The following is a 19,316-nucleotide window of genomic DNA, read 5'->3' as shown; positions in this document are numbered from 1 at the left end:
CTCAGTCTTTCCTTGTCTCAATGAACCAAGGGCCGGGGTCCACGGGCTCCTTGCCCTGTCTCAACTCTATATAAAGCGTTTCCGCCCGTTCTCCGCCACCGGTTTTGTCGGCATTGGCAGCGATGAGCCCGTCACCGGGCGCGCCGCCGCCCATGAGACCGATCGGCGCGCCGGTTTCGAGCAGGTCACCGGTGTCTCCGTAGACCGTGCCCAGCCCGGCAAGAACCAGAAGATAGCCCGATGCCGGCTCGACGATCATCACATTTCCGTAGTCGAGCAAAGGGCCGCGGTAGCGGACCGTCGCCGGCCAGGGTGCGGTGACCAATGCGCCGGGGCTTGTCTCGACAAGGATGCCGGGGCGTCGGATGCCGGCGGCGTCCGACGCGCCGGCTCCGCGCAGAAGCGTGCCGCGCACAGGCAAAGGCAGCGTGCCCCTCGCGCCGGCGAAATCCTCCATCGGCGCGCCGATGTCAGTCTCCATCGAGGCGAGGCCGGTCGCGAAGGCGTCGAGGCTGTCGGCGCTGGCCACCAGCGCGGTAAGTTCCTCGGGATCATCGAGGAAACGCTGTGGAAGGTCGGTGCGGTCCTGGATCGCCTTGCTGAGCGCCGTTCGCGCGCCCTGCGCGCCCTCGAGACCCTTGGCCAGCATCTGTGACGTCTCCGCCTGGAGTTGCCTCAGACGCGCAAGTTCGGCGAGCTGGGCGGCAAGCGCGTCGGCTTCGGTCTCGAGCGCGGGGGCGACGGCGGAAAGGATCATGCCGGAGCGCGCGGTGCCGACCGGCCCGTCGGGATGGAGCAGGAGAAGCGGCGCCGAATCGCGCTCCATCGCCGACATCACGCCCAGAAGCTGGCCGATCCGGTCGCGCTTGGCGTCGAAATCGGCGGTGATCTCCGCTTCCCGCAGCGAGGCACGGCGGAGCGCGTCGCGCAGCGAGGCAAGCCCGTCCTCGTAGGCCTGGATGGTCCGGGTGAGTGCGGCCACGCGGTCACGCGACCCTTGCGCCGAGTTCAGCGCCTCTACCGCGCCGCGCAGGTTTTCCGCGGCCTGTTCGGCGGCCGGGATTGCGGGATCCTCCGCAGAGGCGGCGGGGGCCAGGCCGGGCGCAAACGCAAGCGCGAGGAGGAGGGCGGGCAGCCTCATGCGCGTTCGATGAGTGTCCGGCCGGTCATTTCGGGCGGCAGGTCGAGGCCCATCAGGTCGAGCAGCGTCGGCGCGAGGTCGGCTAGGCGGCCGTTTCGGAGCGTCACGCCCTCCGGTCCGCCGACCAGCACGACCGGCACCGGGTTCGTCGTGTGCGCGGTGTGCGGCCCGCCGGTCTCGGGGTCGATCATCATCTCGCAATTGCCGTGGTCGGCGGTGACGATCATCGCCCCGCCGGCCGCCTCGAGCGCGATCATCGCGCGGGCGAGGCCGCGGTCGACCTCCTCGACGGCGGCGATCGCGGCGGAAAGATCGCCGGTGTGGCCGACCATGTCGGGATTGGCGTAGTTCACCACGATGAGGTCGTAGCCCCTGCCGATCGCCTCGACGAGCGTGTCGGAAACCTCGGGTGCCGACATCTCGGGCTGAAGGTCGTAGGTCGCGACCTTGGGCGAGGGGGCCATGTGGCGGTCCTCGCCCTCCTCGGGCACTTCCCTGCCGCCGTTGAGGAAGAAGGTGACGTGGGGATATTTCTCGGTCTCGGCGAGGCGGAACTGTTTCAGCCCCTTCGACGCCACCCAGGCGCCGAGCGTGTTCGCGACCGGTCGCTTCGGGTAGGCCGCGGCCATGAAGGCGTCGTGGGTCTTGGAATAGTCGACCATGCCGAGGATCGCGCTCCAGTGCGGGCGGATGCCGCGCGCGAAGCCCGCGAAGTCGTCCTCGCCCACGGCGAGCAGGATCTCGCGGGCACGGTCGGCGCGGAAGTTGAGGCAGAAGAAGCCGTCGCCGTCCTTCGCGCCCTGGTAGCCGTCGATCACCGTGGCCTGGATGAACTCGTCGGTCTCGCCCCGCGCATAGGCGGCGGCGATGGCCTCGGGCGCGGAGGCGGCGGTGAGACCTTCGGCCTTCATCATCGCGGCATAGGCGCGCTCCACCCGGTCCCAGCGGTTGTCGCGGTCCATCGCGAAATAGCGCCCGGTCACGGTGCCGACCTTCGCGCCGTCGGGCAGGCGCTCGATCAGGTCGGCGACGAAGCTGTCGGCCGATTTCGGCGCGACGTCGCGGCCATCGGTGACGGCGTGTAGCACAACCGGAACGCCGGCGCCCGCGATCATCTCGCAGGCGGCGAGAACATGGTCGATATGGCCGTGGACGCCGCCGTCTGAGACCACGCCCATCAGGTGCGCGGTGCCGCCATCGGCCTTCAGCGTCTGGATGAAGGCCGAGATTGCGGCATTGGAGAAGAACGAGCGGTCCTCGATCGCGAGGTCGATCTGGCCGAGATCCATCGCCACCACCCGGCCCGCGCCGATATTCGTATGGCCGACCTCGGAATTGCCCATCTGGCCCGAGGGCAGCCCGACGTCCGGCCCGTGGGTGACGAGCCGCGCGTTCGGGCAGGAGGCCATGATCCGGTCGAAGGCCGGGGTCTGGCCGAGCGCGACCGAGTTGCCCTCGGTCTCGGAACGCAGGCCCCAGCCGTCGAGGATGCAGAGGACGACGGGGCGGGGGTTCGGCATTGGCGGATCCTTCCTCTTGTGCCGCACCTTCTAGGACGGCGTGGGCGCCTCCGCAACAGGGCGCGGGCAAGGTCACCGCCTTCCGGCGGGCCGGGCGGTCCGGTTTTGAGTGGGGCCGTGATCAGCGTTGCGCCCGTGCCGTCTTCTGGAACCGGTCGCGGGCGGCGCGGCGCAGCGTGTAGAGATCGGCGCCAATCGACTTGGCAACCGGCACGGAGCCATCGCGATAGGCGATATTCGCGGCCTCTGCATCGCCCGCGTCGAGATGTTCCGCAACAGTCTCGGCTGCGGCGAGGAAGTATTCGTAATCCTCAACCACGCCGGTGACCAGCCCGGTATCCGCTTCCGGCAGGTCTCGGTCCCGGGCGAAGCTGCGGCGGAAATCGGCTAGGCTTTCGCGGTTCAGGCCGATGCGGTTCGTAAGCCGCCGGAGGTCGCCGGAATTCGCGCTGCCATCAGCGCGCTCATAAGAGTTGTAGCCGCCATAGGCCGCGAGGATCGCCATGCTCTGGTGCCACATCAGTTCGCGCATCGCGTAGTCGAGCGTGTAGATGGCGTCCATCCGGCGCTCGTCGGCACCGAGCATCCGCGCGGCTTCCTTCGCGTCCTGTGCCGCGGCGGGCTCGAACGGTGCGGCGAGGGCGGCGAGGAGGCATAGAGCCAGCAGGATCCGGCGCAGGCGAAGAGCTGGGGGCATTGTCGCGTTCCTTCCTTTCCCGCAGCCGACCACGCGGGCGAAAAGAGACGAAACCGCTGGTCATACCCTGTGATAGGGCGCGCCGGCGAGGATCGAGGCGGCGCGGTAGAGCTGTTCGGCCAGCATCACCCGGACCAGCATGTGCGGCCAGACCATCGCCCCGAAAGAGATCGCCTGGTCCGCCTCGGCCCGCAGGCCCGGCGCGAGCCCGTCGGCGCCGCCGATCAGGAAGGCCACGTCCTGCCGGCCGGCGTCGCGCCAGCGCGCCAGCATCTCGGCGAAATCCGGCGAGGACATCGTGCGGCCGCGTTCGTCCATGATGGCGAGAAGCGCGCCCGCCGGAACCGCGCGGCGCAGGAGCGGCGCCTCGGTCTCCATGCCGCCGCCCTTCCTGTCCTCGACCTCGTGAACGGAAACCGGGCCGAGGCCCAAGGCCCGGCCCGTCCTGTCGAACCGTGTCAGGTAGTCATCGACCAGCGCACGTTCGGGTCCGGCACGGAGCCGGCCCACGGCGCAGATGTGCAGGCGCATCAGTTCTGGCGCGAGGCCAGTCCCGCGCCGGCGGGCATCCACATCTTCTCGAGCTGGTAGAACTCGCGCACTTCCGGACGGAAGACGTGAACCACGACGTCCTGGCTGTCGATCAGCACCCAGTCGCCGGCATCCTTGCCTTCGATCTTGCAGTTGCGGCCGAACTCGTGCTTCAGCCGTTCCACCAGCTTCTCGGCGATCGCCGCGACCTGGCGCGAGGAGCGCCCTGAGCAGATCACCATGTAATCGGCGACAGAGGACCGCCCGCGGAGATCGATCGTCACCACGTCTTCGGCCTTGTCGTCATCGAGGGAGGAGAGAATCCGGGCGAGCAGTACGTCGCTCTGGATCTCGGTGGGCTCTGCCGTCATTGGCGCCGGCCCTGCGGCCTGAGACGCGGCCGCCTTTGCAGTATGAAACAGGACATCGTCCTCCTGGGTTGCGCGCCGACCCGACCCCGGCGCTGGGCATGATCCCAAGGTAACATCGCGGGGGGGAAAGCTCAATGACGGCCGGGCCGGGGGTCAGCTTCCGGTGTCGGGGCGTGGCCGGACGGTCTCGGTTCGCAGTTCCGAGCCCTTCAGCACCGTGACCTCGCGCTGCGGGAAGGGGATCGAGATCCCGTGTTTCTTGAACGCGTCCCAGAGCGCCAGATAGACATTGCCGCGCACATTGGTCAGCCCCTCGGCCGGGTCGGAGATCCAGAAGCGCAGGATGTAATCGACGGAACTGTCGCCGAAGCCGGTGATGTGGCAGACGGCGGGGCGCGAGCCCAGCACACGCTTCACCGAATGGGCCGCCTCGACCGCGATCTTGCGTACCAGATGGGGATCGTCGCCGTAGGCGGTACCGAAGAAGAGGTCGATCCGGACGAACTGGTTCGTATGGGACCAGTTCACGACCTGGCCGGTGATCAGGTCCTCGTTCGGGATCAGGTATTCCTTGCCGTCGCGGGTGACGACCGAGACGTAGCGCGCGCCGAGCTCCTCGATCCAGCCGAAGGTGTCGCCGAGCGAGATGACGTCGCCGGGCTTGATCGACTTGTCGAGCAGGATGATCACGCCCGAGACGAGGTTCGACACCACCTTCTGCAGGCCGAAGCCGAGGCCGAGGCCGATGGCGCCTGACAGCACCGCGAGCCCGGTCAGGTCGAAGCCCACCGCCTTCAGGCCGATGAAGAAGGCGGCCGAATAGAGCGTGATCTGCAGGAACTTCACCGTCAGCACGCGCATCGAGGGGCTGATGTCCTCGTTCGCGCCGATCCGCCTCGCGGCGGTGTGCGAGGCCGTCCGCGCGGCGATCACCAGCAATGCGGTGACGATGATCGCCTTGAGGATCGCCAGGACGCTGAGTTTGAAGTCGCCGAACTCGATCGAGATATCGTCGAGGAGGACCGCCGCTTCGTCGACGAGGCCGAGATAGTAGAGCGTCGCGTAGATCGTCAGGCCCCAGACCGTCAGCCGCCTGAGAAAGCGGTTGCGCACCACCTGGGCCGCGATGCGGATGAAGAGCCACGCCGTGGCGATGGTTGCGGCAAGCGTGAGCAGGTAACGCCGCGACGGGAAGGTGTAGATGACCGAGAACGCGCCCGACGCGAGCCAGCAAAACGCCGCGAAATAGGCCAGTGCCATCCGGTTGCGCAGCACGATGAGCCAGCGCAGCTGCCATTTCGGCCGGCCCTCCAGAGACCGGATCCAGTCCTCGAACCGCGGGCCGATCCGGCGGTCCAGGAGCCAGGCCAGGGCAACGCAGCTGAGGATCGTTGCCACCTGGCCAAGCTGGTTCGGCAACGACAGGAGCCGCAGGTTGAGCCAGAGCATCGACCACAGTTCTTCGAGGCCGGACAGGATCGTTTCGAGTTCGCCTTCCATCTGGCCCTTTCCCTCGACCTGTCCTTTTGTGCCAGCATCGCGGCGGCGGTGGCAAGGCTCGCGCTTTCGCTTGCGGGACTCGGGGCCAAAGTGTATCTCCTGCGCGCATGAAGCGCATTTTCGACATGGATGACCGTGCGCGCCTGCCCTGGCGCTTCTTCGGAGCTACGCTCAGCGTGCTTGCCCGCGCCTGATCGCGCGCTCGGCGCAACAGTCACTGCCCTTCTATCAACAGTTCAACGGGAGCGGACCGATGTCCCCCAAGACCCTCTATGACAAGATCTGGGATGCACATGTCGTCGACACTCAGGACGACGGCACCTGCCTTCTTTATATCGACCGCCACCTCGTCCACGAGGTGACCTCGCCGCAGGCCTTCGAGGGCCTGCGCATGACCGGCCGCAAGGTGCGTGCGCCGGAAAAGACCATCGCCGTGCCGGACCATAACGTGCCGACGACGCTCGACCGCGAGAAGGGGATCGAGAACGAGGAAAGCCGCATCCAGGTCGAGGCGCTCGACAAGAACGCCAAGGATTTTGGCATCAACTACTACCCGGTGTCCGACATTCGCCAGGGCATCGTCCATATCGTCGGTCCCGAACAGGGCTGGACCCTGCCGGGGATGACCGTGGTCTGCGGTGACAGTCACACCGCGACGCACGGCGCCTTCGGAGCGCTGGCGCATGGCATCGGCACGTCGGAAGTGGAGCATGTGCTCGCCACCCAGACGCTGATCCAGAAGAAGTCGAAGAACATGAAGGTGGAGATCACCGGCAAGCTCAGGCCGGGCGTCACCGCCAAGGACATCACCCTGTCGGTGATCGGCGCGACCGGCACCGCCGGCGGCACCGGTTATGTCATCGAATATTGCGGCGAGGCGATCCGCGACCTGTCGATGGAAGGCCGCATGACCGTCTGCAACATGGCGATCGAGGGCGGCGCGCGGGCCGGCCTGATCGCGCCGGACGAGAAGACCTTCGAGTATGTGAAGGGCCGGCCCCACGCGCCGAAGGGCGCGCAGTGGGAAGCCGCACTGACCTGGTGGAAGACGCTCAAGACCGACGAGGGCGCGCATTTCGACAAGGTCGTGACGCTGAAGGGCGAGGACATCGCCCCGGTCGTGACCTGGGGCACGAGCCCCGAGGACGTGCTGCCGATCACCGGCGCCGTGCCCTCGCCCGAAGACTTCAAGGGGGGCAAGGTCGAGGCCGCGGCGCGGTCGATCGAGTACATGGGCCTGACGCCGGGCCAGAAGCTGACTGACATCAAGATCGACACGGTCTTCATCGGCTCCTGCACCAACGGCAGGATCGAGGATCTCAGGGCGGCCGCCGAGATCCTCAAGGGCAAGAAGATCGCCGCCGGGATCCGGGCGATGGTCGTGCCGGGCTCCGGTCTCGTGCGCGCGCAGGCGGAAGAGGAAGGTCTGGCGCAGATTTTCATCGACGCCGGGTTCGAATGGCGGCTCGCGGGCTGCTCGATGTGCCTTGCGATGAACCCCGACCAGCTTTCGCCGGGTGAACGCTGCGCGGCGACCTCGAACCGCAACTTCGAGGGCCGTCAGGGCCGCGGCGGACGCACCCACCTGATGTCGCCGGCGATGGCGGCGGCGGCGGCGGTGACGGGACACCTGACAGACGTGCGGGACTTCATGCTAACCTATGCCTGAAGTGCAACGTACGAGGAGCGGGTTCCGATGAAAGAATGGCTGAAATACCTCCTTTTGGGAGTTCTGTCGGTCGTGTTCGGCGTGATCGTCCTGGGCAACACCTTCGCGGCGTCCCTGGCGGTCACCACTCTCACCGGTGCCGTGTTCCTCGTCAGCGGCGCGTTCCAGATCGTCGGCGGCTTCTCGGCCGAGGGCGCGGCCAGCAAATTCTTCAGCATCCTTCTCGGGGCGCTGATGGCCTTTCTGGGTGTGTCGTTCCTGTTCAATCCGCTGGAAGGAGTGATTTCGCTGGCGTTCCTGATCGTGATCCTGCTGATCAGCAGCGGGATCGTGCGGATCGTCTTCTCGTGGCGGATGCAGGGCACGCGGTTCTTCTGGCCGATGCTGATTTCGGGAGCCCTATCGGTGCTGCTCGGTGGTTACATCTTGGCGAATTTCGCCACCGCTTCGGTCAACATCCTCGGGATCCTTCTCGGTATCGAACTGCTCTTCAACGGGGCGGGGTTCGTCGTGATGGCGTTCTTCCTCCGAGCGATGGGCGGACGGCTCAAGTGAAACAATGAACCGGAACGCGGGCGGTGCCCGGTTCCGACGGAGACAAGCATGGACAAATTCACAACCCTGACCGGGATCGCGGCGCCGATGCCCCTCGTGAACATCGACACCGACATGATCATCCCCAAGCAGTTCCTGAAGACGATCAAGCGGTCGGGCCTCGGCAAGAATCTCTTCGACGAGATGCGCTATACGCAGGACGGCAAGGAGATCCCCGACTTCGTGCTGAACCAGCCGGCCTACCGCGACGCGCAGATACTCGTCGCGGGTGACAACTTCGGCTGCGGTTCCTCGCGCGAGCACGCTCCCTGGGCACTTCTCGACTTCGGCATCCGCTGCGTGATCTCCACGAGCTTCGCCGACATCTTCTTCAACAACTGCTTCAAGAACGGCATTCTGCCGATCGTCCTGCCGCAGGATGCCGTCGACGTGCTGATGGAGGATGCCCGCAAGGGCGCCAACGCGCGCATGACCGTGGATCTCGAGGCGCAGACCGTGACGAGCTCCGACGGGCACAGCTTCAGTTTCGAGGTGGATGCCTTCCGCAAGCACTGCCTGCTGAACGGACTCGACGATATCGGGCTGACGCTTGAAAAAGCCGCGGCGATCGACGCGTTCGAAACCGGCGCGGCACAGGCCCGGCCCTGGGTGTGAACCCACTGTGAACACGAAGAAATTTCGGCCGCCCACTTGGGCGGCCTTATTTTTGAACCATTCTCGGCGGATTCTTGCTCATGAAATGATGCAATGTCGCACCACTTGCACCACGAAAAGGTCCGAAAGCCTTGGTCTACCTCTTCATTGGTTGTTGTGGAGGTCGATTTGGGCAAGAATCGGTCACAATTGAGGCCAAGCGCCACGATTGGCGGAGTGACGCCGATCGCAAGGCGAGGCAAAGAACCGGCTTCAGCCGGACAGGGGACGTAGGGCAGTGATTTCGCAGCTCACAGGTGCGCTGGTGCGCGCAGTGTTGATAATGGTGCTAGTGGCGACGCCCTCGCTCATGCTGCCCCATGTGAGTAGCGACACGACGCAGATCGTTGCCCTGGTTGCCCTTTTCGCTGCGGCGCTGACCTTCTTCGAATATGCCTCGACCTATCCCGGAGTGGTGGAGTTCCGCGATGCGCCGCCGTTCAACCGGCTGCGGTTCCTGTCGCTCTTCGCGACGGTTCTGCTCCTCTCGACCCTCGTGCGCGGCCAGAGCCAGCCGACGACGCTGACAACCTTCATCGAGGTGCTCGGCAGCCGTCTTGGCGAGGCGATCGACGTGCCCTACAGCCCGGTGCGGCTCGTCGTGCTGATGCTGCCCGAGGACATGAGCTACAAGCATCTGCAACTGGTGCGCACGGCCTCGGGGATCAGCTACATGATCTCGCTCCTGACGCTGATCGCCTTCGTTACGTCGATGCGGCTGATCGGCTGGCCGGCGCGGATCGGCGCATTCAACGTCTGGATCAACCTGCCGACCTTCGATCCGACCCGCGGCGGCGATGTCGTCGGCCGGCTGCAGCGAGACGCACGGTTCAATATCCTTCTCGGTATCCTTCTACCCTTCTTGGTTCCCATTGCGGTGAAGCTCGCGTCGCTAGCCTTTGCGCCGGTGACGCTGGAAAGCCCGCAGACCCTGATCTGGACGATGACCGCATGGGCGTTCCTTCCTGCCTCCCTCCTCATGCGCGGCATCGCGATGAGCCGTATCGCCGGGATGATCGCCGAGAAGCGGAGGCAGAACCACATGGCCGCAGAGGCCGAGCTGCTTCCCGTCTGATCGCCGCCGCCATCCTGACCTCGCTCGCCGCCGCGCCGGTGAAGGCTGAGACGCTGCGGATCGCAACCTTCAATACCGAATTGACGCGCGAGGGGCCGGGACTTCTGTTGCGCGACATACAGACCGGCGAGGACCGCCAAGTCGAGGCCGCGGCCGAGGTGATCGCAAGGGCTGGGCCCGACGTGATCCTGCTTGCCGGATTCGATTATGACCTCGACGGGGCGGCGCTTGGTGCCTTCGCAGAGCGGATCGCGGCGCACGGGGCGGGCTATCCGCACCGTTTCGCGCTCAGACCGAATACCGGGTGGGCGAGCGGCATCGACCTCGACGGAGACGGCAGGCTCGGCGGGCCGGGCGACGGCCAGGGCTTTGGCCGGTTCGCGGGCGAGGGCGGCATGGCGGTGCTGTCGCGCCTGCCGGTCGACGCCTCGTCGGTGAAGGACTACTCCGAATTCCTCTGGCGCGACCTGCCCGGCACCCTGATCGGCGGCGCGGATCTCTCGAGGGAAGCAGCCGCTGTTCAGCGCCTCTCGACGACCGGGCACTGGGCGGTGCCGGTTTTGCTTTCCGACGGACGGCCGCTCACGCTTCTTGCGTTTCATGCAACGCCGCCGGTCTTCGACGGGCCGGAGGACCGCAACGGGCGCCGGAACCATGACGAGACGGCGTTCTGGCTGCGGCTCATCGACGGAGACCTGCCCTTCGCACCGCCGGCCGCGCCTTGGGCGATCCTCGGCGACGCCAATCTCGACCCGGTGGATGGCGATGGACGCACCGAGGCGCTCGACGCGATGCTGTCGGATCACCGGCTGCAGGACCCGGCACCCTCAAGCGCCGGCGCGGTCAGCGCGGCGGCGGTCCAGGGCGGCGCGAATGTCGGCCAGCGCGGCGATCCCAGTTTCGACACCACCGACTGGCGCGACGCGCCGGGACCCGGAAATCTCCGCGTCGACTATGTGCTTCCGTCCGCGGATCTTCGCATTCGCGATGCGGGTGTCTGGTGGCCGCCCGAAGGAGAGAGCGGCGCCGAAACCGCGGCGGCGGCCTCGCGACATCGGCTCGTCTGGGTCGACATCGAATTGCCCTGAGCCGGTGGGGATCACCGCCATCCCCGCTTTGCGGCACACTTTCGCCAGGCACACACAATCACTCGGCGATCCCCATGTCGCAGATCAGAACCTTCACCGGTTCATCGCTTCGATTATAGAACCAATGATCCGTTTCGGCATCCTCGACGAGCGCGATTCCCTCTCCCGCCGGATACTCCCGCTCGCCGTCCGGCCGTCCCTCGATCCATGAGCCTTCCAGCGTGTAGACGAGACCCGGACGGGTGTCGTGCTGATGCCGGGCGACCTGTCCGCCGGGTTCCAGCGTGGCAAGGCGCAGCTGCAGAAAGTAACCGTCGATTCCGATCTGTCGGACCATGGAGTCTTCCGGCACGACACCCAGTTGCGTGATGCCGATCCCGACATGCTCCGTCGGGTAGGCTTCCTGCGCCTGTCCAGTTGCAATATCGAGTTTTCCGATCAGCACGCCACAAAGAAACAGAGCCGCTCCGGCAAGGGTGGTCTTTGTGATCTTCATCATGTCCTCCCAATTCCGCTTGGTTCACTCGACGGGTTGGATCGAACTGGATGCCCTCATTGAGCCTTGGCCGTAGACGCTTTCTGCCCCTGATTTAGGCCGCCGCTGACCGGCGCGCTCGGGCCCGAGGGTAACATCGCGCCCGGAAAAGCACAAACGCACCGGTGCAAAACTGTCCGCCAGCGGGCCTTGGCGCCTTGCCGTCGCTTGACCCAGCGGCGGGCTTTGGCTAGGCGGGCGGGGACCCTTTTCAGCCTCAGGAGTCCTGACGTGGCCAATCCTTCCCTCCTCATCCTGCCCGGCGACGGGATCGGTCCCGAAGTCATGGCCGAAGTGAAGAAGATCATCGACTGGTACGGCGACAAGCGCGGGCTTCGCTTCGACGTCAGCGAGGATCTCGTCGGCGGTGCGGCCTATGACGCGCATGGCACGCCGCTCGCGGATGCGACCATGGCGAAGGCGCAGGAGGCCGACGCGGTGCTGCTCGGCGCGGTCGGCGGGCCGAAATACGACAAGCTCGACTTTTCGGTGAAACCGGAGCGCGGGCTCCTCCGGCTCCGCAAGGAGATGGACCTCTTCTCGAACCTGCGCCCGGCGCAGTGCTTCGACGCGCTGGCGGATTTCTCATCGCTCAAGAAGGAAGTCGTCGCGGGCCTGGACATCATGATCGTGCGCGAACTGACCTCGGGCGTCTATTTCGGCGAGCCGCGCGGCATCTTCACCGAGGGCAACGAGCGGGTGGGCATCAACACCCAGCGCTACACCGAATCCGAGATCGCCCGCGTCGCACGTTCCGCCTTCGAACTGGCGCGGCGGCGGTCGAACAAGGTCTGCTCGATGGAGAAGGCCAACGTGATGGAATCGGGCATCCTCTGGCGCGAGGTCGTCCAGAAGGTGCATGACGAGGAATATCCCGACGTCGAACTCAGCCACATGTACGCCGATGCCGGCGCGATGCAGCTCTGCCGCTGGCCGAAGCAGTTCGACGTGATCGTGACCGACAACCTCTTCGGCGACCTGTTGTCGGATGCCGCGGCTATGCTCACCGGATCGCTCGGCATGCTGCCCTCGGCCTCGCTCGGCGCACCGATGGCGAGCGGCCGGCCGAAGGCGCTCTACGAGCCGGTGCACGGCTCCGCGCCCGACATCGCCGGGCAGGGCAAGGCCAACCCGATCGCCTGCATCCTGTCGTTCGCGATGGCGCTGCGCTACTCCTTCGACCAAGGCTCGGAGGCCGACCGGCTCGAGAAGGCCGTGGAGAAGGTGCTCGCCGATGGCGTGCGTACCGCCGACCTGATGGGGCCCGAAGGCGGCAAGCCGGTCTCGACCGCGGAGATGGGCGACGCGATCGTCGCTGCACTAGACGCCTCGCTCTGATCCTTCCCTACGAAGCGGCGCGACGCCGTGCGAAAGGGGCGCCCTCGGCGCCCCTTCTTGCTTCCGGTGGGGGCGGAAAGATCAGCTTGGCTCAGTTGCCTGGGACGCTTCCTGCGCCTCGCCCGCGGCCGCAAGGCCGTAATGGATCGCGCGCTCGGCATGATGTGCGCTGCGCTGAAGGGTGCGGATCGCATCGGTGCGCTCGAACACGCCGGAGGGGCTGACGAGGCCGGCATGTTCGGCCAGAAGCGCCGAGCGCCGCAGCCGTCCCGTGCGCTCTCCGATCAGCCGGTTGATCCGCCGCATGCGCGCGTCGTTCGACGCGCTGTCGGGCGCGACCGACGCGAGCCGTAGCGCCGCGCCAAGCGCATCGGCTGGGCGCCGCAAACCCGGATCGGCGATCAGTGTCCGCAACCGGTCCTCCTGACGCGCCCGGTGCCAGAGCCGCTGCAGGTGGTCGAACCGATGCAGGAGCGCCGTGCGCCGCGCGAGCGTGTCGGTCTTTCCTTCGGGCACGCGGATACGGGTCAGGAAATCCCCGATGTCATCGAGAACCGGCGTCATCCGCGGCGCGAGATCGCGGAGCGCCGCATCGGTCCCGCCCCGCATGAGCCGCGCGCCGAGTGCAGCGAAAAGCGCAGTGGCGACGGCAGAGGTCGCCCCGCGGGCCGAATCGAGCGCGGCCTCGGCATCAGCCAGCAGGCGGCGGTCGAGCGGCTCGGCGAGGGCGGCGCCGCTGCCGGGGATGAGCCGCTCGATCAGGCGCGCGAAGGGCGCGGCGACCGGCAGCATGAGCATGGTGCCGAACAGGTTGAACAGCGTGTGGAAGGCCACGAGCGCAGCCGGACCGTCGCCGCCGAAGGCACGGTCGAGCATCGGCACCGTCACGCCCACGACGGCGAAGGCGACCGCTCCGGTGACGAGGTTGTAGGCGACATGCGCCATGGCCGTGCGCCGCATGTCGCGCGACCCGCCCATCGTGGCGACGACAGACTTGAAGGTGGTGCCGATGTCCATGCCGATGACCATCGACGCCGCCTGTGGCAGCGTGATCGCATCCGAGCCGAGAAGAACGAGCGTCATCGCCACACCGGCGCTTGAAGACTGGATCACCAGCGTCACCGCGATCCCGAGTGCCAGAAGCGTGAGCCGCCCCGCCAGCGTGTCGGCGGGCAACGCCTCTGGAATCATCATCTCGCCGAACCCTTCGGCACCGTCCTGCATCATGTCGAGGCCGAGGAACACCAGGCTGAAGCCGGCGACCATCGCGCCGATCCGCGCCCAGTGCCCGCGCCCCAGCGCCGCGAGGAGGCCGGACGCGAAGAGCAGCGGCAGCGCCGCGGTCGCGAGGTGCAGCTTGAACCCGAGCAGCACAACCATCCAGCCGGTGACGGTGGTGCCGACATTGGCGCCGAAGACAACGCCGACCGCCTGGGAAAAGGTAAGGAGCCCGGCGCCCACGAAGCCGATGGTCATCAGCATCGTCGCGCTCGACGACTGGATCGCCGCGGTCGTTACGGCCCCGGCCACCGCGCCGGTGGCCGGCGAAGTCGTGAGCCGCCGGAGCACCGCGCGCAGCTGGCGGCTGCCGAGCTGGCCGAGTGCCTCGGTCATCAGGCGCATTCCCAGAAGGAACATGCCGATGCCGCCGAGAAGCGTGAGAATGTCGCCCTGCATGCCGCCCATGCCGTCAATGCTGCAAAAGACCTACACCATTCACCAACCCTTGCAAAACCACTGGCAGCGGGCGATCAAGTCGGCGCAACGCCAGCTGGAGGCGGCATGGCCGACATGATCTCGAGCAATGCCCGTGGCGCGATTCTGGCGCTCGCGGCGATGGGGGTCTTCGCGACCCATGACGTCGTCATCAAGTATCTCGGTGGCTTCTATGCGCCGTTCCAGACGGTGTTCTTCGCGGCCCTGCTCAGCTTCCCGGTCCTGACGGTCGCGCTCCTGACCGACGCCGAGGCGGACAACCTGCGGCCGCGCCACAAGGGTTGGAACGCGGTGCGGACGGTGCTTTCGGTGATCACCTCCGCGAGCGCCTTCTACGCCTTCGCCACCCTGCCGCTCGCTCAGGTCTATGCCATCCTGTTTTCCGCGCCGCTCGTCATCACGATCCTCGCGATTCCGATGCTCGGCGAGAAGGTCCGGGCGCGGCGTTGGGCGGCAGTGGTCGTCGGGCTCGCCGGGGTCATGATCGTCCTGAGGCCGGGCCAGTCCGAACTCACGCTTGGCCATGCCGCGGCGCTGATCGCCGCGCTTGCCAACTCGATCGCCTCCATCATCGTGCGCAAGGTCGGCAAGGACGAACGTTCCATCGTGCTCCTGATGTACCCGCTCATCGGCAGTTTCGTCGCGATGGGCCTCGCGCTTCCCTTCGTATACGTGCCAATGCCGGTTACGCATCTCGGGCTCATGGCGGTGATCTCGGTGTTCGGGATCGGCGCCTCCTGGCTGCTGATCCTGGCCTATCGCGCCGCCGAGGCCGTCGTGGTGGCGCCGATGCAGTATTCGCAGATCATCTGGGCGACCGGCTATGGCTACCTGCTGTTCGATGAGCGCCTCGACAGTGCCACCGTGATCGGTGCCGCGATAATCATCGGCTCGGGTCTCTACATCGTATTCCGCGAGAGCCGCACCGGCGCCTCGCGGCACAAGCCGGTCCTCGAGACACGGGGTCGTGACGAGGCGGTGACGACATTGCGGCCGGGCCTTCTGCAGCGTCTGATCCTGGCGCGGCGGAAGCGCGCAGGCTGAACCGAAATCCTCTCCTTTCTCCCTTGCCAAACGCCGCGGGAATCGGTAACCCCCGCGGCACGGTCGGAGCGTAGCGCAGCCTGGTAGCGCACCTGCTTCGGGAGCAGGGGGTCGGAGGTTCGAATCCTCTCGCTCCGACCAATTTCGCGACATTCCCGGAAAGAACGGATTTCAGGCACCTGCGCCTGTTCGTCGCCGCCGCGATCGGGCGTCCTCAATCCAGCATGTAGCGGGCAAGCTCGTCATAGACCGGCGCATCGGTGCCGAGGGTCGAGCGGTAAAGCGAGAAATGCGTGACCGGGAAGGGGGCGAGGCGGGTCTCGCCTCGTGCCGCAATGAAGGCGCCGAGCCTTTGGCGGCCGGCGTCGGGTATGTTGCGGCGGAACCGGGCAAGCGTCACATGCGGCGCGAAGCGTTCGCGCGGCAGCATCAGGCCCGCGCCGTGGAGCCGGTTGCGGAGCCGTGCATGAAGGTCGCGCAGGGCCGGGCTGCGGGTGGCCGCGATGTGCAGGCTTGCCGGCTCACGGCCGCCGAACGTGCCGAGCCCCGCGAGTTCCAGTTCGAAGCCGGAAGCGCGGAACGGCAGCAGCGCCTCATGCACCGCCTCGATCACCTCGTCGGGCTCCTCGCCAAGAAAGGCCAGCGTGAGATGCAGGTTCTCGGGAAGCACGATACGGCCGAACGGCAGGTCGGCCTGCAGATCCTCGAGCGCGTCGATGACGCTCTCGGGCAGGGGAATGGCGAGAAACGCGCGCATGGGGCCTTGTAGGACGGCGGGCGGGCCGATCCAAGACCAGCCTTGCGCAGGCGCGGTTTCTGCCGCAGGGTCGCGGCCATCGGGGCAGAACGGGGCAACATGCGGGCAGGGCTCATCTTTCTGGTGGCGGGCTACGTGCTGAGCCAGTTCTACCGCGCATTCCTCGCGGTGCTGGCACCCGTGCTCGGCGCCGAGATCGGCGCGGCGCCGGGGGATCTCGCGCTCTCCTCGGGAATCTGGTTTCTCGTCTTCGCGGTGATGCAGATGCCGGTGGGCGCGGCGCTCGACCGGATCGGGCCGAGGGCCACGGCCTCGGTCCTGCTCGGCCTTGGCGGCGGCGGCGGGGCGCTCGTCTTCGCGTTCGCGCAAGGGCCGGGGGCGGTGCATCTCGCGATGGCGTTGATCGGTATCGGCTGCTCGCCGGTCCTGATGGCTTCCTACTACATCTTCGCGCGCATCTACCGGCCGGCCGTCTTCGGCACGCTTGCGGGCGCGATCATCGGCGTGGGCTCGCTCGGCAACATCGCCGGGGCGGCGCCCTTGGCCTGGCTCGTCGAGCAGATCGGCTGGCGGCCGGCGCTCACAGGGCTCGCCGCGGTGACGGTCGCGGTGGCGCTGGCGCTTTGGGTCTTCGTGCGCGATCCCGAAAGGGTGGCGCCGCCGGAAACCGGGCGCGGATCGGTCGTCGATCTCCTCCGCATTCCCGGCCTCTGGGCAATTCTACCCCTGATGGCGGTCGCCTATGCGCCGGCCGCGGCGATAAGGGGGCTTTGGGCGGGGCCCTATCTCGCCGAGGTCTTCGGCGCGGACGCGCTCGCGATCGGGCGGGTGACGCTCGTCATGGCGCTCGCCATGGTCGCGGGGAACTTCGCCTACGGGCCGCTCGACCGGATCTTCGGCACGCGGAAATGGGTGGTCTTCTGGGGCAATGCAGCCGGGGCCGTGGCGCTCGGGGTCCTCGCCTTCGCGCCCGGCGCGGGGTTCTGGGCGGCGACCGCACTTCTCGCCGCCATTGGCTTCTTCGGCTCCTCCTTCCCGGCGATCATGGCGCATGGGCGGAGCTTCTTTCCGCCCCATCTCGTCGGGCGCGGCGTGACTTTCCTCAACATGTTCGGGATCGGCGGCGCCGGGATCCTGCAATTCACCAGTGGCCGGTTCCACCAGGCGATGGAGGCGGGCGCCGCGAGCCCAGAGGCGCCCTTCGCCGCGCTTTTTCTCTTCTTCCTCGTGCCATTGCTCATCGGCCTCGTTCTCTACCTCTTCAGCCGCGACGCGACGGGCTAGAAATGCTGCGCCCCATGGGCTAACCATCCCGCGAAGGAGAGCACATGGCCCCCGACATCCACGACATCGAGGTGATCGCACCGAACCTGAAGCGGCGGCTATCGGGGGTGACGGCGACGATCGTGCGGCTGGTGCCGTTGCAGGCGAAGATGATCGGCATCGCCGCGACCGGGCCGGGCCTGCCCCCTCATGTGCCGCATGTCGCCCTGTCGCGGCTTTTCCTCATGCCGCGCGACCGTCTCCGGGTCTGGCATGCGCGGCGCAATACCGAGATGCTGCTGGGACTGATTCTGCGTAGCCTTTTCCGGCGCCGGCTGAGACTGCTCTTCACCTCCGCCTCGCAGCGCAAGCACACCGGCTATACCCGCTGGCTCATCGGCCGGATGGACGGGGTGATCGCCACCTCGCGGAAGACGGCCGCCTATCTCGAACGCAAGGCAGAGGTGATCCTGCACGGGATCGACACCGAGGCGTTCTCGCCGCCGGAGGACCGCGCCGCGCTGAGGCGCAGGCTCGGCCTGCCCGATGATCAGGTGATCCTCGGCTGCTACGGCCGGATCCGGGCGCAGAAGGGGACCGACGCCTTCGTCGAGGCGGTGCTGGCGCTCCTGCCCGACAGACCGAGGGTCACCGCGCTGGTGATGGGGCGGGCGACCGAGGGACATGACGGCTTTCTGACCGGGCTGAAGGAGAAGGTCGCGGCGGCCGGCCTCGCCGATCGTATCCGCTTCCTGCCGGAAGTGCCGGTCCACGAGATTGCCGACTGGTACAGGGTGCTTGACCTCTATGTTGCGCCGCAACGCTGGGAGGGCTTCGGCCTCACGCCGATCGAGGCGATGGCCTGCGCCGTACCGGTGGTGGCGACCCGTGTCGGCGCCTTCGAGGAGATCGTGACGGAGGAGACCGGCGCGCTGGTACCGCCCGGCGACATTCCGGCGCTCGCGGCGGCGATGGCGCCGTTCCTCGATGATGCGGAGATGCGGGCGAAAGCCGGCGCTGCCTCGCTTGCGCGGGTGCGGGAAACGTTTCGGATCGAGGACGAGGCGGCGTCCATCGTCGCGCTCTACCGGCGGCTTCTGGCAGGAGAAAGCTGGTGAGCCGGGCGGGCTTCTACCTCGCGCGGACGCTCCGGCGCGAGGCGCCGCTCTCGGCGCTGTCGGTGACGCGAGCCGACCTCTTCGCAGAGCTTGACGGCAAACGCGTGGCGCTCGTCGGCAATGCCCGCTCGCTCGCGGAGCGCGACGAGGGGTTCGAGATCGACGCCGCCGATCTGGTGATCCGCATCAACCGGGCGCCGATGCCGGCCTCGCGCACGCACGGGCGGCGCACCGACTGGCTGGCGCTCGCCACCTCGATCGGCGCCGAGGATCTGCAGCGCATCGGCGCAAGCCGCATCCTCTGGATGTCGCACAAGCGCAAGCGCCTGCCGTGGAGCGTGGCGACGTCTCCCGGCTTCTACCTGCATCCGCTCGGCGACTGGGTGGCGCTGCGCGACCGGCTCGGCGCGCCGCCGACCACCGGGGCGATGATGATCGACCTGCTGGCGGCGAGCGGGCTCGCCTCGTTGCGCCTTCACGGCTTCGATTTTTTCGCCTCGCTCTCGCTCACCGGATCGCGCCGCGCCGACCAGGTGCCGCATGACTTCGCTGCCGAGAAGGCTTTCGTCGAGCGGCTCATGACCGAGGACGACCGGGTGAGCCAGGCCGGGGTCTGAGCGGGCGGCGCTCGGGAATCGCCCTGCGCATGTCGCAATCGGGGAAGCGCGGACGGGAAATCGCGGCGAGGCTTCGGGAGAACCGGAG

Annotated in this window: 19 protein-coding genes and 1 tRNA gene; 11 read left to right on the top strand and 9 right to left on the bottom strand. The window is 67.2% G+C overall.

The genetic code is table 11. The features are described from left to right. Position 1: 1 nt before the first annotated feature. The 6 genes from R5H32_RS10115 to R5H32_RS10090 form a co-directional block, all read right to left on the bottom strand. The gene (locus R5H32_RS10115; RefSeq protein ID WP_318338557.1) at positions 2-1,141 is read right to left on the bottom strand and encodes a murein hydrolase activator EnvC family protein; all 1,140 of its coding nucleotides are present in this window, start codon (positions 1,139-1,141) and stop codon (positions 2-4) included. Beyond that, positions 1,138-2,661, bottom strand: a complete 1,524-nt coding sequence (gene gpmI / locus R5H32_RS10110; RefSeq protein WP_318338556.1) for a 2,3-bisphosphoglycerate-independent phosphoglycerate mutase — start codon at positions 2,659-2,661, stop codon at positions 1,138-1,140. The genes R5H32_RS10115 and gpmI overlap by 4 nt, the downstream gene beginning before the upstream one ends. A 121-nt stretch (positions 2,662-2,782) precedes the next feature. Then, positions 2,783-3,358 carry a hypothetical protein gene (locus R5H32_RS10105; RefSeq protein ID WP_318338555.1) on the bottom strand — a complete coding sequence of 192 codons (576 nt, stop codon included), beginning with the start codon at positions 3,356-3,358 and terminating at the stop codon, positions 2,783-2,785. Positions 3,359-3,418: 60 nt separating this feature from the next. Next, positions 3,419-3,889 (bottom strand): 23S rRNA (pseudouridine(1915)-N(3))-methyltransferase RlmH, encoded by a 471-nt coding sequence (gene rlmH / locus R5H32_RS10100; RefSeq protein ID WP_318338554.1) that lies wholly within the window; start codon positions 3,887-3,889, stop codon positions 3,419-3,421. Beyond that, complete coding sequence (gene rsfS, locus R5H32_RS10095) at positions 3,889-4,260, bottom strand: ribosome silencing factor (RefSeq protein WP_263335551.1); 372 nt, start codon at positions 4,258-4,260, stop codon at positions 3,889-3,891. The genes rlmH and rsfS overlap by 1 nt, the downstream gene beginning before the upstream one ends. 153 nt (positions 4,261-4,413) lie before the next feature. Next, positions 4,414-5,760 (bottom strand): mechanosensitive ion channel family protein, encoded by a 1,347-nt coding sequence (locus R5H32_RS10090; RefSeq protein ID WP_318338553.1) that lies wholly within the window; start codon positions 5,758-5,760, stop codon positions 4,414-4,416. A gap of 253 nt (positions 5,761-6,013) precedes the next feature. On the opposite strand from R5H32_RS10090, the gene leuC reads away from it, so the two are divergent. From leuC to R5H32_RS10065, 5 genes are all read left to right on the top strand, one after another. After that, a complete protein-coding gene (gene leuC, locus R5H32_RS10085; RefSeq protein ID WP_318338552.1) occupies positions 6,014-7,429 on the top strand; it encodes a 3-isopropylmalate dehydratase large subunit in 1,416 nt (471 codons plus the stop codon). 27 nt (positions 7,430-7,456) lie between these two features. Further along, positions 7,457-7,984, top strand: a complete 528-nt coding sequence (locus R5H32_RS10080) for an HdeD family acid-resistance protein (protein WP_318338551.1) — start codon at positions 7,457-7,459, stop codon at positions 7,982-7,984. Between the two features lie 48 nt (positions 7,985-8,032). Beyond that, a complete protein-coding gene (gene leuD / locus R5H32_RS10075) occupies positions 8,033-8,638 on the top strand; it encodes a 3-isopropylmalate dehydratase small subunit (RefSeq protein WP_318338550.1) in 606 nt (201 codons plus the stop codon). Between the two features lie 304 nt (positions 8,639-8,942). Beyond that, positions 8,943-9,752 (top strand): hypothetical protein, encoded by an 810-nt coding sequence (locus R5H32_RS10070; RefSeq protein ID WP_318338549.1) that lies wholly within the window; start codon positions 8,943-8,945, stop codon positions 9,750-9,752. Between the two features lie 38 nt (positions 9,753-9,790). Further along, the gene (locus R5H32_RS10065) at positions 9,791-10,840 is read left to right on the top strand and encodes an endonuclease/exonuclease/phosphatase family protein (RefSeq protein ID WP_318338548.1); all 1,050 of its coding nucleotides are present in this window, start codon (positions 9,791-9,793) and stop codon (positions 10,838-10,840) included. A gap of 58 nt (positions 10,841-10,898) precedes the next feature. Here R5H32_RS10065 and R5H32_RS10060 read toward each other — a convergent pair whose 3' ends face one another. Further along, complete coding sequence (locus tag R5H32_RS10060) at positions 10,899-11,336, bottom strand: cupin domain-containing protein (RefSeq protein ID WP_318338547.1); 438 nt, start codon at positions 11,334-11,336, stop codon at positions 10,899-10,901. A gap of 270 nt (positions 11,337-11,606) precedes the next feature. Between R5H32_RS10060 and leuB the strand changes: the two genes are divergently transcribed. After that, on the top strand, positions 11,607-12,713 hold the full coding sequence (leuB, locus tag R5H32_RS10055; protein ID WP_318338546.1) for a 3-isopropylmalate dehydrogenase: 1,107 nt from the start codon (positions 11,607-11,609) through the stop codon (positions 12,711-12,713). Positions 12,714-12,794: 81 nt separating this feature from the next. Here leuB and R5H32_RS10050 read toward each other — a convergent pair whose 3' ends face one another. Further along, positions 12,795-14,390 (bottom strand): Na/Pi symporter, encoded by a 1,596-nt coding sequence (locus tag R5H32_RS10050; RefSeq protein ID WP_318338545.1) that lies wholly within the window; start codon positions 14,388-14,390, stop codon positions 12,795-12,797. A 117-nt stretch (positions 14,391-14,507) separates the two neighbouring features. On the opposite strand from R5H32_RS10050, the gene R5H32_RS10045 reads away from it, so the two are divergent. Beyond that, positions 14,508-15,473: a DMT family transporter gene (locus tag R5H32_RS10045; protein ID WP_318338658.1), complete on the top strand. Its 966-nt coding sequence runs from the start codon at positions 14,508-14,510 to the stop codon at positions 15,471-15,473. Between the two features lie 64 nt (positions 15,474-15,537). Continuing rightward, positions 15,538-15,614: transfer RNA gene (locus R5H32_RS10040), tRNA-Pro, on the top strand. A 73-nt stretch (positions 15,615-15,687) separates the two neighbouring features. On the opposite strand, the gene thpR is transcribed toward R5H32_RS10040, so the two are convergent. Continuing rightward, the gene (gene thpR / locus R5H32_RS10035) at positions 15,688-16,230 is read right to left on the bottom strand and encodes an RNA 2',3'-cyclic phosphodiesterase (protein WP_318338544.1); all 543 of its coding nucleotides are present in this window, start codon (positions 16,228-16,230) and stop codon (positions 15,688-15,690) included. Positions 16,231-16,329: 99 nt separating this feature from the next. Here thpR and R5H32_RS10030 point away from each other — a divergent pair, with 99 nt between their 5' ends. From R5H32_RS10030 to R5H32_RS10020, 3 genes are read left to right on the top strand one after another with little or no spacing between them, the layout of a single operon-like run. Beyond that, positions 16,330-17,514, top strand: a complete 1,185-nt coding sequence (locus R5H32_RS10030) for an MFS transporter (protein WP_318338543.1) — start codon at positions 16,330-16,332, stop codon at positions 17,512-17,514. Positions 17,515-17,558: 44 nt separating this feature from the next. After that, positions 17,559-18,611, top strand: coding sequence for a glycosyltransferase family 4 protein (locus R5H32_RS10025; protein WP_318338542.1), 1,053 nt, complete (start codon positions 17,559-17,561; stop codon positions 18,609-18,611). After that, positions 18,608-19,228, top strand: coding sequence for a glycosyltransferase family 29 protein (locus R5H32_RS10020; protein ID WP_318338541.1), 621 nt, complete (start codon positions 18,608-18,610; stop codon positions 19,226-19,228). Before R5H32_RS10025 ends, R5H32_RS10020 begins: the two co-directional genes overlap by 4 nt. Positions 19,229-19,316: the final 88 nt, after the last annotated feature.

The organism is Defluviimonas sp. D31 (assembly GCF_033436765.1).
Lineage (GTDB): Bacteria > Pseudomonadota > Alphaproteobacteria > Rhodobacterales > Rhodobacteraceae > Albidovulum.
The sequence above is the reverse complement of the archived record's forward strand: the minus strand, read 5'-3'. Positions and strand labels throughout refer to the sequence as shown.